At 36.7% G+C, this 14,069-nt stretch carries 11 protein-coding genes and 1 riboswitch; of the genes, 7 read left to right on the forward strand and 4 right to left on the reverse strand.

The genetic code is table 11. The features are described from left to right. The first annotated feature begins 130 nt into the window (after nucleotides 1-130). The 4 genes from gabT to AC3WTA_RS26385 all read left to right on the forward strand — a co-directional run bounded on the left by gabT (nucleotide 131) and on the right by AC3WTA_RS26385 (nucleotide 4,793). On the forward strand, nucleotides 131-1,495 hold the full coding sequence (gabT, locus tag AC3WTA_RS26370; protein WP_001093024.1) for a 4-aminobutyrate--2-oxoglutarate transaminase: 1,365 nt from the start codon (nucleotides 131-133) through the stop codon (nucleotides 1,493-1,495). Nucleotides 1,496-1,610: 115 nt separating this feature from the next. Then, a complete protein-coding gene (locus AC3WTA_RS26375; protein WP_000232670.1) occupies nucleotides 1,611-2,978 on the forward strand; it encodes a sigma-54 interaction domain-containing protein in 1,368 nt (455 codons plus the stop codon). Further along, entirely contained in the window at nucleotides 2,971-4,422 is a 1,452-nt protein-coding gene (gene gabD / locus AC3WTA_RS26380) for an NADP-dependent succinate-semialdehyde dehydrogenase (protein WP_000358117.1), read from the forward strand. The genes AC3WTA_RS26375 and gabD overlap by 8 nt, the downstream gene beginning before the upstream one ends. A gap of 47 nt (nucleotides 4,423-4,469) precedes the next feature. Continuing rightward, the gene (locus tag AC3WTA_RS26385) at nucleotides 4,470-4,793 is read left to right on the forward strand and encodes a DMT family transporter (protein WP_000263259.1); all 324 of its coding nucleotides are present in this window, start codon (nucleotides 4,470-4,472) and stop codon (nucleotides 4,791-4,793) included. Between the two features lie 40 nt (nucleotides 4,794-4,833). Here the strand turns inward: AC3WTA_RS26385 and AC3WTA_RS26390 are convergent, their stop codons facing one another. The 4 genes from AC3WTA_RS26390 to AC3WTA_RS26405 form a co-directional block, all read right to left on the reverse strand. Further along, nucleotides 4,834-6,063 (reverse strand): aminopeptidase, encoded by a 1,230-nt coding sequence (locus AC3WTA_RS26390; protein WP_000007363.1) that lies wholly within the window; start codon nucleotides 6,061-6,063, stop codon nucleotides 4,834-4,836. 116 nt (nucleotides 6,064-6,179) lie between these two features. Continuing rightward, the gene (locus tag AC3WTA_RS26395; RefSeq protein WP_001233719.1) at nucleotides 6,180-7,262 is read right to left on the reverse strand and encodes a polysaccharide deacetylase family protein; all 1,083 of its coding nucleotides are present in this window, start codon (nucleotides 7,260-7,262) and stop codon (nucleotides 6,180-6,182) included. A 308-nt stretch (nucleotides 7,263-7,570) separates the two neighbouring features. Beyond that, on the reverse strand, nucleotides 7,571-8,674 hold the full coding sequence (locus AC3WTA_RS26400) for a polysaccharide deacetylase family protein (protein WP_000761003.1): 1,104 nt from the start codon (nucleotides 8,672-8,674) through the stop codon (nucleotides 7,571-7,573). 279 nt (nucleotides 8,675-8,953) lie between these two features. Next, nucleotides 8,954-10,150 (reverse strand): NupC/NupG family nucleoside CNT transporter, encoded by a 1,197-nt coding sequence (locus AC3WTA_RS26405; protein ID WP_001200511.1) that lies wholly within the window; start codon nucleotides 10,148-10,150, stop codon nucleotides 8,954-8,956. Nucleotides 10,151-10,352: 202 nt separating this feature from the next. Next, nucleotides 10,353-10,454: riboswitch (purine riboswitch) on the reverse strand. A 121-nt stretch (nucleotides 10,455-10,575) separates the two neighbouring features. Here AC3WTA_RS26405 and rlmD point away from each other — a divergent pair. The 3 genes from rlmD (at nucleotide 10,576) to AC3WTA_RS26420 (ending at nucleotide 14,067) form a co-directional block, all read left to right on the forward strand. After that, complete coding sequence (gene rlmD / locus AC3WTA_RS26410; protein ID WP_000105006.1) at nucleotides 10,576-11,952, forward strand: 23S rRNA (uracil(1939)-C(5))-methyltransferase RlmD; 1,377 nt, start codon at nucleotides 10,576-10,578, stop codon at nucleotides 11,950-11,952. A 96-nt stretch (nucleotides 11,953-12,048) separates the two neighbouring features. Continuing rightward, a complete protein-coding gene (locus tag AC3WTA_RS26415) occupies nucleotides 12,049-13,038 on the forward strand; it encodes a tRNA dihydrouridine synthase (RefSeq protein ID WP_000566699.1) in 990 nt (329 codons plus the stop codon). Between the two features lie 510 nt (nucleotides 13,039-13,548). Further along, complete coding sequence (locus tag AC3WTA_RS26420) at nucleotides 13,549-14,067, forward strand: YehS family protein (protein ID WP_001251738.1); 519 nt, start codon at nucleotides 13,549-13,551, stop codon at nucleotides 14,065-14,067. Nucleotides 14,068-14,069: the final 2 nt, after the last annotated feature.

Below are 14,069 nucleotides of genomic sequence, written 5' to 3' on the forward strand. Positions count from 1 at the left end.
TAATGAGTCTTTATAGACTTATTTTTTATGTCGACATAGAAGGTATGCAGGATGAATGCTGGGAAAGAACGTTGGCATACATTTTGCAATGAAAAGAGAAAACAATGTAAAGAAAAGGATGGGGTACGTAATGAACACAAAAAAATTTGCTAAAGTAAATGAACAAATTCCTGGACCGAAAGCAGCGTCTTTATTAGAACGCCGCCAAAATATAGTACCAAAAGGAGTAAGTAACGGCATCCCAACGTTTGTACAATCTGCAAATGGTTCTCTTGTAACAGATGTTGATGGCAATCAGTACATTGATTTCGCGGGAGCAATCGGAACAATTAACGTAGGACATTGTCATCCAGCTGTTAAAGAAGCGCTCCATAAACAAGTAGATCAATACATTCATACTGGATTTAATGTCATGATGTATGAGCCATATATTGAATTAGCAGAAAAACTTGCGGCATTAGCACCAGGAAGTTTTGATAAGCAAGTACTATTTTTAAATAGTGGTGCAGAAGCGGTTGAAAACGCAGTGAAAATTGCTCGTAAATATACAAAAAGACCTGGTATTATTGCATTTTCTAAAGGATTCCATGGGCGTACATTAATGACAATGACGATGACAAGTAAAGTAAAGCCATATAAATTTGGATTTGGCCCATTCGCTCCAGAAGTATATAAAGCGCCGTTTCCGTACGAATATCGCCGTCCAGAAGGATTAACGGAAGAGCAGTACGATGACTTTATTATTGAAGAGTTTAAGAATTTCTTCATATCAGAGGTAGCACCAGAAACAATTGCAGCCGTTGTAATGGAACCTGTTCAAGGGGAAGGCGGATTTATCGTTCCAAGTAAGAAGTTTGTGCAAGAAGTACGCAGTATTTGTTCAGAACACGGCATCTTATTTGTAGCTGATGAAATTCAAACAGGATTTAGCCGTACAGGAAAATACTTTGCCATTGATCATTATGATGTCGTTCCAGATTTAATTACGGTATCTAAATCATTAGGCGCTGGTGTACCAATTAGTGGCGTTATTGGGCGCAAGGAAATTATGAATGAGTCTGCGCCAGGAGAGCTTGGTGGAACGTATGCAGGAAGCCCACTAGGATGTGCATCAGCATTAGCAGTGCTTGATGTAATAGAAAAAGAGAATTTAAATGATAGAGCGATAGAATTGGGGAAAGTTGTAATGAATCGATTCGAAGAGATGAAAAATAAATATAATTGCATCGGTGATGTGCGTGGTTTAGGAGCAATGTGTGCATTCGAGCTTGTTCAAGATCGGAAGACGAAAGCACCTGATAAAACGTTAACAGCTAATTTGTGCGCAGAGGCAAATAAACGCGGATTACTCCTACTATCAGCAGGGACATATGGTAATGTTATTCGTGTGTTAATGCCATTAGTTATTACAGATGAGCAACTTGAAGAAGGATTAACAATAATTGAAGAATCATTGCAAGTCTGTTATGAGAAAGCAAATACTGCTCGTGTTTAAAAGCTAAATAATAAATCGCAAACATTCTAGCTGACTCTATATAAAATGCAGAAAATTCACTTTATAATAAAGGTAGTGAAGTGAATCGATGTATTGGAAGTTAGGGGTGGCTAGGATGGTTGGAGAAAAGGAACGAGTGTTAATGGATTTACAAGATGTATTTGAATATGCGTTTGACGAAATTTTTGTGACTGACGAAAAGGGAATCGTTGTGCGTGTAAATAGTACATGTGAAAGGCACTATCAACTAGCTGCTAAAGAGTTAGTAGGTAAGCATGTGAAAGAATTGCAGAAGGATGGTATCTTTTATCCATCAGCAACGTTAGAAGTAATTGAAAAAAAGAGACCGATTGAACTCGTTCAAACGACAAAATCAGGAGAGTATTTACATGTTCGTACAAGGCCTGTTTTTGATAATGAGGGAAATTTAAGAAGGGTAATTAGTTATTCCCGTGATCTTACAGAACTCTACCAATTACGTCAAAAGGTAGAGGAAATGGATAATCAGTTAAAAACATATAAAAAAGAATTAAGAGAAACATATGAACATGAAGGACTTATTTTTAAAAGTATCGCTATGCAAAAAATAGTCGAGACAATCAAGAAAGTATCTGTGGTAGATAGTACAGTTCTCGTTTTAGGTGAGACAGGAGTAGGGAAGAGTCGATTAGTACGTCATTTACATGAAGTGAGTAACAGGAAGAATGAAAGTTTCTATGAAATTAATTGTGCGGCATTGCCAACGAATTTAATTGAATCAGAGCTTTTTGGATACTCAGGTGGATCTTTTACAGGTGCGAATCGTGAAGGGAAAAAGGGACTATTAGAATCAGCTCATAAAGGAACTCTTTTCTTAGATGAAATTGGCGAAATGCCGCTTGAAATTCAAGCGAAACTTTTGCAAGTGTTGCAAGAAAAAACGTTTCGTCCTATTGGCGGAAGAGAATTAAAAAAGGTGGACGTTAGAATTGTAGCGGCTACAAATAGAGATTTAAATATGATGGTGAAACAAGGAGCATTCCGGAAAGATTTATATTATCGTCTGAATGTCATTCCAATTGTAATTCCACCACTCAGGGAAAGAACCGAAGACATTTTGCCACTCATTTATCATTATTTACAGCACTTTAACGAAAAATATGGCCGGAATGTAAAATTAGCGCCTAGCACATTGCAAATGTTTGTTGGTTACCCATGGGAAGGAAATAATAGAGAGATTGAAAATGTGATTGAGCGAATTGTTATAACTGCTGATGATATCGTTACGATAGAAGATTTGCCAATAGCAATGCAAGAATCAACGGTTGAACAGTCCGGCCAAAGTCTCTATAAAATGTTAGAAGAAGTAGAACGGAATATTATTTTGAAAGCATATAAAACATATGGATCGAGTTATAAAGTAGCGGAGTTTTTAAAAATAAGTCAATCTGCTGCCACTAGGAAGATAAAGAAACTTATAGAGGAGGAAGAACACATTGGATAAAAAAGCGACGTTTGTAAATGTAGAGAAAAAGGCGATGTATATAAATGGTGAGTGGATTACATTGCAACAACAAATCGAAGTAAATAATCCAGCAACGAAAGAAATATTTGCGACGGTACCAAAGGGCGGGGTAACAGAGGCAAAGCAAGCTGTTGATGCTGCTCATGAAGCTTTTAAATCATGGTCTAAGTTAACAGCAGCAGACCGTGCAGTGAAGTTAAAAAAATGGTTCACACTTATCGATGAAAATAAAGAAGAGATTGCAGCGATTATGACGAGAGAACAAGGAAAGCCGTTTGCAGAAGCACTTGGTGAAGTGAATTATGCCAATAGCTTTGTTGAATGGTATGCAGAAGAAGGTAAACGCGTATATGGCGAAATGATTCCTGCTTCTCATCCGAATAAACGTATTTTAGTTATGAAACAACCGGTTGGAGTTATGGCCGCTATTACACCTTGGAACTTCCCGGCTGCTATGATTACGAGAAAGGTAGCCCCGGCGCTTGCAGCGGGATGTACGGCAGTTGTAAAACCGGCAAGCCAAACGCCGTTAACTGCTTTGAAATTAGCTGAATTAGCCCATGAAGCGGACATTCCAAAAGGCGTAATAAATATTGTAACAGGCAGTGCGAAAGCAATTGCTGATACGTGGATGGAAGATGGACGTGTTCGAAAAGTTTCCTTTACAGGATCAACTGAGATTGGGAAAGAATTAATGGCTAGTGCTGCACAAACGATGAAAAAGGTTTCACTTGAGTTAGGTGGTCACGCGCCGTTTATTGTTATGAATGATGCGGACTTAGATAAAGCGGTAGAGGCGGTAATCGGTTCGAAATTCCGTAACGCAGGACAAACGTGTATATGTACAAACCGAGTATTTGTTCAGGAAGAAGTGTATGAAGTATTTGCAGAGAAGTTTCAAAAGGCAGTAGGGCAGTTAAAAGTAGGAGACGGTTTCGGTGATGGAACGACTGTAGGACCACTTATTGACGAGAATGCAGTTTCGAAAGTACAGGAACATATTGAAGATGCTATTCAAAAGGGTGGAAAAGTTTTATTTGGTGGCCAAAAGGTTGCAGAGCTAGATGGACACTTTATGCAACCAACTGTAATTGGATTGGCGAACGATACGATGCTTTGTATGAATGAAGAAACATTCGGTCCAGTTGCACCAGTTGCGAAATTTAAAACGGTTGAAGAAGTAATCGAACGTGCAAATAATACACCATATGGCTTAGCTGCTTATATTTTCACAAAAGATATTAGTCAAGCATTCCAAGTTAGCGAGGCATTAGAGTACGGTATTATCGGATTAAATGATGGACTTCCATCAGTTGCACAAGCACCGTTTGGTGGCTTTAAAGAAAGTGGTATTGGCCGTGAAGGAGGGCATTTCGGTATCGAGGAATATTTAGAAATTAAATATATTTCATTAGGACTATAAGTAGTATACTAGAATCTCTATAAGGTAACAGAGAAGGAGATTCTAGTATGGTATATTGGTTATTATTACTTGTTACAATTATTTTTGAAGTAGCTGGAACAATTGCGATGAAACTATCAAATGGTTTAACAAAGCTTGTTCCAAGTGTACTTATTTTCGTATTTTATGGAATTTGTTTCAGCGTATTTGCTATTGTTGTCAAAAAAATTCATTTAAGTATTGCTTATGCGATTTGGTCTGGTGTAGGAACATTACTTATTACAATTATTAGCGTGTATTTCTTCAAAGAGCACATTAACTTATTCCAAGCATTTTGTATTCTTTTTATTGTTTTAGGAGTAATTGGGCTTAAGGTTTCATCGGCATCATAAAAGGCTATCTTCCGGTGTGGAAGATAGCCTTTTGTTTTTATTAAAATGCCCAGTTACCTTTACGGAAGATTGGTTCATGTCTTCCATCATCTGTAATACCATCGATATCAAGCTCAGCTGATCCAATCATGAAGTCGTTGTGTGTAATACTATTGTTTGCTCCGTTTTCGGCAAGTTCTTCTTTAGACATTGTTTTTCCGCCAACTAAGTTGAAAGCATAAGCACTTCCGATTGCAAGGTGGCAAGATGCGTTTTCGTCAAATAGTGTATTGTAGAATAAAATATTTGTATTTGAAATTGGTGAATCATGAGGTACTAAAGCAACCTCGCCTAAGAAGTGAGAGCCTTCATCTGTTTCTACTAAATGTTTTAAAGCCTCTTCACCAGTTTCAGCTTTATAGTCTACGATACGCCCGTTTTCAAATGTTAACGTGAAGTTATCGATAATGTTACCTGCAAATGCTAACGGTTTTGTGCTAGATACTTGGCCGTTTACACCTGTTTTAAGTGGCATTGTAAATACTTCTTCAGTTGGAATGTTCGCCATAAATGGTACGTTCTTTTCATTTAAGCTACCAGCACCAGCCCATACATGCTTTTCTGGAAGTTCAATCGTTAAATCTGTTCCAGGAGCTGTATAGTGAAGGGCTTTATAATGCTTTTCGTTTAAGTAATCAACTTTTGTATGTAACGTTTCATCGTGTTCTTTCCATGCTTCCACAGGATTTTCTAAATCCGCACGAGTAGCTTTAAAAATAGCATCCCATAGTTTTGCTTCTTGTTCTTCTGGTGCAACGTCAGGGAATACTTTCGCAGCCCATTCTTTCGTAGGAACAGAAATGACACACCAGCTTACTTTATCAGCTTGTACGTAATCACGGTATACTTTCATTGCTTCACCAGCTACTTTATGAGCTGTTGCGATACGCGTTGATTCTACACCTTTTAATAAATCAGGGTTTTCTGCATAAATAGACATAAATGCAGCACCTTCTTTTGCTAATTCTTCACGAGCGTGTGCTTTCCAAGATGGGAACTCAGCGAATGCTTCTTCAGGAGCTAGATCGAACTTTAAGCGTGTTAACGTCTCATCATTCCAGTCCACATATACGTGTTTTGCACCAGATTTATATGCTTTTTCTGTAACGAGGCGTACAAATTGTACAGCCTCAAGAGGTGCACTAATTGATAATGTTTGTCCTGGTTGAATATTAACACCAACATTGACTGCAAGGGCAGCATATTTCTCTAACGTTTGTTCAAATGACATATGTATAATCTCCTTTAATTTGAAAGATTTCTTACTATATATAATACAAGAAAATTCAAAAAATATATATAAATATAGCGTGAAAAGAGAGCTCAAAATATATTGAGCTCTCATCGTTATTTAATCGAAGAAGCAAATTGTTCTACAGTCGTCGAATTGTGTATGCGAACACGCTTCATTTTTAGTAATTCATCGGGTTCACCTTTCGTAATGAACTTTCCGGGTTTTGTTGTCGTCGCAAATTGATAATATTTCTTCGTTTCTGCAACAACTTTATCATCCACATGACCGAATGGATAAGCAACTGCAATAACAGGCTTACCTGTTATTTTCTCTAGCTTTTCCTTTGATTCTTTTAATTCTTCTTCATAGTTTGTAATTTTCGGCAAGTCTGCATGTGTTGCAGTATGAGATTGCATAGAGAAAATGCCGGAATCAACCATTTCTTTTATATCAGATGTAGAAAGTGATCCTTCTACATCAACGTTATCAACAATCATATATTCTGTTGCTGTAGGTTTAAACGTATCGTCTTTTAGTTTTTGTAAAACATGAAATGCATTCATATTATTTTTCATACCGTCATCAAATGTAACAAAGATAGGTTTATTTACTTTATTAATATCGCCCCAACGTTCAAAAGTTAGTAATGTATAGCCGTTGTCCTTTAAATATTTCATTTGGGCTTCAAAATTAGCAGGTGATACGAATAAGTCTTTAATGCCTTGTCCATGATAATCATCGATTGCATGGTACATAAGAACGGGAACCTTTTGCTCGAAAGTAATAGTAGATTTTGTGAGTGGAATGTTTTTCCCATCTTCTTTCATTCCTATTGCTTCAATTTGAAACTCACCGCGTTTTCCTTCAAATTCTTTTATGTCAAAAGGAAGTGTAAATTGTTTCTCCTTTTCTTTAGAAGAAAAAGATTTAGCACTTTCCTTCCCATCAGCTGTGCGCCAAATTTTATATTGTACCTCACTTAAAGTATCCTTTATATCTGTCATATGAATAGTAGTGTTTGTAGATTCGTGTGTAATCGGATGATAAGAAATTTTACCTTGTTCTTGCACAGTCTCTTCTTGTTTCTTAACTTCTTGAACCTTTTTCTCTTTTTTAGGCTCTTGACTTACATCGCTAGTATTACAACCTGCTAGAATGGCAGACGTACATAAAGCGATTGCTGCGTATTTTCTCATAAAATCACCTTCTATTGTGTATTATGTTGCATACGTATTTAAAATCCCCACCGCTGTAAGAGAGGTGGGGACATACCCTTGTTCATCATATTATTTTAGTAACGAGATAGGTTAGTGACTTTTAATAGAGCTATTTCTATCATCTTTTAGTAAAGTTTACTTTATCCCGCTATTTGTGGGCAGTAAGACCCCACCTCAGAATTCAGCAAAAGCAAAGAGGTTAGGTGGGGGATCAACTGCCCGTAAAAGCCCGATTGGTGAGGGCTAATAATCAGTGGGGTGAACAAAACCCCCCACTGATTAAAGTTTCACTTTATAAGAGATATGAATTTTTCCATTGATGTATTAGGCCCTACAAAGTGGCGTTTAATTAAGTATTGTTCGTTTGGCATCCCTTTTGTAATGTGATTACCGTGATCAGTAGTTACTGCGAACTCATAATGTTTTTTTGTTTCTTGAACAGCTGGGTCATTATAAGAACCTACTGGATAGGCGAGAGCAATGACTTTTTTACCAGTAAGGGCTTCGATTTTTTCTTTCGAACTACGTAATTCCTCATCATAATTACTTGAATGAGCCATCATCGTATGATTAGCAGTATGCGATTGAATAGAAAAAATGCCTGAATCCATCATTTGTTTTATCTCATCTGTTGATAGACGATTTGGTTTGTCTATCTCATTTGCAGTAAGAAATTCAGTAGCCGTAGGTTGGAATCTATCATCCTTTAATTTTTGTAAAATATGAAGAGCATTCATATTATTTTTTCGACCATCATCCATCGTTACAAAAACAGGTTTATTTACACGATTTATATCATTCCAACGTTCAAACGTAAGCATCGTATAACCGTTATCTTTCAAATATTGCATATGCTTTTCGAATTGCTCAGGTGGTACGTATAAGCCGTAATCCCCATCACTTGGTCCAGGGTATTTTTCAATCGCATGGTACATTAATACGGGTACATGTTGCTGGAATGTAATTTTAGATGTTACTAGATTTGTTTCAGTATGATCTTCTTTGATTCCTACTGTTTCAATTTGAAATTCGCCACGTTTTAAATGAAATGATTTTAAATGTAGTGGGAGGGCAAAGTCACGTTCTTTTTCTTGTGAAGTAAAAGTTTGTTTGCTTTCAGGACCATCAGCAGTACGCCAAATATTGTAACGTACTTGTGTGAATGAATCTCTTAAATCCTTTGTATAAAGCGTGGTGTTTTGTGCGTTATATTCATACGGATCCCATGTAATAATCCCTTGTGTTAAAGGCAGTTCAACCGCTTTCGCTTTTTTTTGTTCAACTGTTTGTTTCGCCGTTGCTTCTTTTATTTGTGTACCACTAGTGCCACTAGTGGTACAACCTACGAGAATAGCAGAAGAAAGTAAAGCGATATATGTATATTTTTTCATTCTATCATCCTTCTATTGTGTTTTAATTATCATCACTTATGTCTTGAAATTATCATTCGTATAAGTGACACTAACTCAAATTTTCGATTTTAAAAATTTGAATTATACCCTTGTACATCATATCACTATAGAATATAGAGGGGAATACATTTTTGGAATAATTCGGAAAAAACCTTATATTTTTCTGATGGAGTTTACATAAAAATACATAAAGAAGAAAGTAAAAAAACTCCACCTAAATTTCCTTTTGAAAAAGGAGAAGTAAGGTGGAGTTTTTTATTATATAAACAATCCAGCGATTGTTGCAGATAAGATAGAAGCAAGTGTTGATGCAAATAACATTTTCCAACCGAATCTAGATACGACACTTCCCTGTTTTTCAGAAAGAGCACGGATTGTCCCAACGATCGCACCAATTTGGCTAATACTTGCGAAGCTAATTAAGAATACTGTAACGATTCCAACTGTGCGTGGAGATAATGTTGATGCAACACCTTTTAAATCAAGAATTGCTACAAACTCGTTTAATACAATCTTCGTACCCATAATTCCACCAGCTGGGATAATATCTTGAGTTGGAATACCCATTAAGAATGCGAATGGAGCAAGTATATAACCGAAGATTTGTTGTAAAGTAACAGCATATCCCATTGCACCTGAAGCTGCGCTAATTACGTAGTTTACAACTTCCATCACACCGATGAAGGCAATCATTAATGCGGCAACGATACCAGCTACTTTTAAACCATCAAGCGCACCGTTAATCATTGCGCCGATAAAGCTGTCTCCGAATAAAGTTCTATCAAATTTTTGAATCACTTCATCTTCTTTTTTCGTATCAACTGGTGTTAATAGCGAACAAACGATTAAGCTTGAGAATAAGTTTAGTGGAAGAGCTGCTAGTACATATTTCGCATCTAACATCATTACGTATGATGCTGTAACAGAAGCAGAAACGGAACTCATTGCAGAACAACAAATAATAAACATACGGTTTTTATTAAAATGCTGTAAATCGTTTTTAATAACGATTAACGCTTCACTTGAACCGAAGAATACAGAGTTTACTGCGTGGAATGACTCGACGCGTGGTAAACCAGTAATTTTTGAAATTGCACCGCCGACAACGCGAACGATGAATGGTAAAACACCTAAATAACTAAAGATAGAAAGTAGTGCTGAGAAAAATACGATAATTAATAATACATTTAAGAAAAAGACAAAATCTCTTTGAATTCCATTAAAGAGAAAATCGACACCTGTCGTACCAAGTTTAATTAGTTTGTTGAAAACTTTACTAATGAAGATGATAATTTGTTGACCAATTTTTGTGCCAAACATAAACCAACCGATTAAAATTTGGAAACCAATCATAATAGCAATTGCACGGAAGTTGATTTTACTTCTATTGTTTGACAAAGCAAAGCATAAACCTAAAACGACAAGAATACCGATAATGCTCATTACATATTGCATGTAGTTGCCCCTTTCAGAAGTTCGTATAAAGTTTGTACATAAAACGCTCGTTATATTACTAAAAATAAAACAAAGAGGTTTTATGTCATACGTAAGATGTCTGACCTTTTAGAAAAATAAAAATAAAAAAAGACCCATATGGATTCACTTTCATCTATGAGAGAAAGCTAATCAATATGAGTCCTTTTTTGCACATAGGCTAATATTCATTAGTTTTCCCCATAGTCCAGCAATTTAAGGTTGCCGGGTAGAAACTCTCGATCCATATTATCGAATATATATGAGGTAACATCGTCCGTATTAAATTAGTAGTAGCGTAACATTAACAGAGAACTATCGTCAATAGCTTTTTTTCTTCCGATAGAAATAGACCATATAAGTATGATAAAATGTAACGCAGTGTTATGAAAAAGAGAGGTCGGAAAATGAGTACAAAAATGACGCCACCAGTTGAAAAAAATGATTTTATAGATGTAGTATTTGAAGATTTAACCCATGATGGTGCCGGTGTTGCGAAAGTAAAGGGCTATCCTATTTTCGTTAAAAACGGATTACCAGGTGAAGAAGCACAAATTAAAATTATTAAAGTGAAGAAAAACTTCGCATTCGGTCGTTTAATGAAGCTTCATACAGAGAGCCCATATCGTAAAGATGCAGAATGCCCAGTGTACAATCAGTGCGGCGGTTGTCAGCTTCAGCACTTAACATATGAAGGACAATTACAAGCGAAAGAAAAACAAGTACGTGACGTTATGCAGCGCATAGGCGGATTAAGCGATGTTCCTGTGCACCCTGTACTTGGTATGAAGAACCCATGGGTATACCGTAACAAAGCACAAGTACCAATTGGAGAACGTGAAGGTGGACTTGTCGCTGGTTTCTATCGCCAAGGAACACATGACATTATTAATATGGAATCATGTTTAATTCAGGCAGAAGAAAACGATACATTAATCCAGGAAGTAAAACGTATTTGTGAAAAACACGGTATTTCGGCATACAACGAAGAGCGTAACAAAGGAACACTTCGCCACGTAATGGCTCGTTACGGACAAGTAACAGGGGAAATCATGCTTGTCTTCATTACTCGTACAGCAGAATTACCAAACAAAAAAGCAATCATTGAAGAAATTGCAGCGAAATTCCCAGAAGTAAAATCGATTGTTCAAAACGTAAACACGAAACGTACAAACGTAATCTTTGGAGACATAACGACAGTACTGTACGGATCAGAATACATTTATGACTTTATCGGTGACATTAAATTTGCAATTTCAGCACGTTCATTCTATCAAGTAAACCCAGAACAAACGAAAGTGTTATACGATAAAACGTTAGAATATGCAAAACTAGATGGCAACGAAACAGTAATTGATGCCTATTGCGGAATTGGATCAATTTCCTTATTCCTAGCGCAAAAAGCGAAAAAAGTGTACGGCGTTGAAATCGTCCCAGAAGCAATCGAAGACGCAAACCGAAACGCAGCACTAAACAACATGACAAACGCTGAGTTTGGCGTAGGAGAAGCAGAAGTAGTTATTCCAAAATGGTACAAAGAAGGCATAATCGCCGACACAATGGTCGTAGATCCACCGCGTAAAGGTTGTGATGATGCACTACTAAACACAATCATCGACATGAAACCAAAACGCGTCGTATACGTATCATGTAACCCAGCAACATTAGCACGTGACTTAAAAGTACTAGAAGAAGGCGGATATAAAACGCAGGAAGTACAACCTGTTGATATGTTCCCGCATACGACTCATGTGGAGTGTGTGGCTTGGCTTAAGTTGGTATAATAGGAAAGCAGTTGATATAGGAAAATCTATACCATCTGCTTTTTGGTTTATTGAGAGTTTGAAATTGTATTCATAGTGAGAGGATTTGAATTTGAAATGATAGATAATTTTTGGCGTGATTTACCACGACCATTTTTCGTACTTGCACCAATGGAAGATGTAACGGACGTTGTTTTCCGTCACGTAGTAAGTGAAGCTGGTAGCCCGGACGTATTCTTCACAGAGTTCACAAACTCGGATAGCTATTGTCATCCAGAAGGTATGAAAAGTGTACGTGGCCGTTTAATTTTTACAGAAGATGAACAACCAATCGTGGCGCATATTTGGGGAGATAATCCTGAATATTTCCGTCAAATGAGTATTGGTATGGCAGAGTTAGGATTTAAAGGTATTGATATTAACATGGGTTGCCCTGTACCGAACGTAGCATCAAGAGGAAAAGGTAGTGGTCTTATTCTACGTCCAGACGTTGCGGCAGAACTTATTCAAGCAGCAAAAGCGGGCGGACTACCTGTCAGCGTAAAAACACGACTGGGCTTTAAAGAGTTAAGCGAATGGAAAGATTGGTTAACGCATATTTTCAAACAAGATATTGCAAACCTTTCTATTCACTTACGTACAAGAGAAGAAATGAGCCAAGTAGATGCGCATTGGGAACTAATTCCGGAAATTAAAAAATTACGTGATCGCATTGCACCAAATACGCTAATAACAATCAACGGAGACATTCCTGACCGTAAAACTGGACTGGAACTTGCTGAAAAATACGGTATTGATGGCGTAATGATCGGACGAGGTATCTTTAAAAATCCGTTTGCTTTCGAAAAAGAGCCAAGAGAGCATAGCAGTAAAGAACACTTAGATCTTTTAAGACTACAACTTGATCTTCAAGATCAATATGCAGAAGTACTGCCACGCTCCATCACAGGGCTTCATCGCTTCTTCAAAATTTATGTAAAAGGCTTCCCTGGAGCTGCTGAATTGAGAAATCAATTGATGAGCACGAAATCAACGAATGAAGTACGCGCATTACTTGATAAGTTTGAGGCGAGTGTTAATGTGGTAGAAGGTAGTGAAACAGTGTAACTTTTGAAAGTTACACTGTTTCATTTTAATTAAGGTGAACTGTACCACAAATAAAAAGTAAAAATTAAGTAAATATAATCAATATATTTCACCTGAATTTTACGTAACATTCACGTTGGAGTCGCCCACTAAATTAGAGTTGCATAAAAAGAAATGGACTAACCTATATCAGATTAGTCCATTTTTAAGTGTGTTAATTAATAGTAAATCCCCATCCTTTTTTGCTTTATTAATATCATCCTTAAATGAAGGAGCTATCCCACTACCAACTAAAATACCTTTTACAGTATTTGATTAAAGGCGTTTCTATCGATAGGATCTTTCTTAATTTCTAATACAATAAATTCGTTATTAGAAATATCTCTTAATAATAAATAAAATCACCCCCATAAGCATTAATCCACCTAAGACTACAAAACCTCCCATTAAAATGTTAAAGTAGTAACTTGACGACATTAATTTATACATGCTAAAAGCATTACTATAATCAACATTTCAGGAGGCAAAATAATGGCAATGAGCAACAACGATATATTAAAAAGAGTAAGGTACGCTTTAGATATAAGAGATATAGATATGGTAGAAATCTTTAAACTTGGTGGTATGGAAGTAACGAAAGAAGACGTAGTTGATATGCTTACAAAAATAAAGAGAGCTCCTCAGCATGAATCTGAAAATGATGATGTAATCGAAGATGAGTACGTAAAAACATGCGATATGATGATGTTAGAGGCATTTTTCAATGGATTTATTACTTTAAAAAGAGGGAAGCAAGATCCGAAACCAGGACAACCGGCACCTGTACAAAGCAAAGAGAGTGCGAATAACCTTCTGCTAAAGAAAATGAAAATCGCACTATCTTTAACGAGTGAGGATGTACTTGATATATTAGATAGCGTAGGCGTTATAGTAACAAAGGGAGAACTAGGCGCCCTATTAAGAAAAAAAGGCCATAAAAATTACAAAGAGTGCGGCGATAGATATGCAAGGAATTTCATTAAGGGATTAGGTGTAAAGTATAGAGGGTAATG

It is taken from the genome of Bacillus sp. EB106-07-01-XG149, assembly GCF_058791555.1.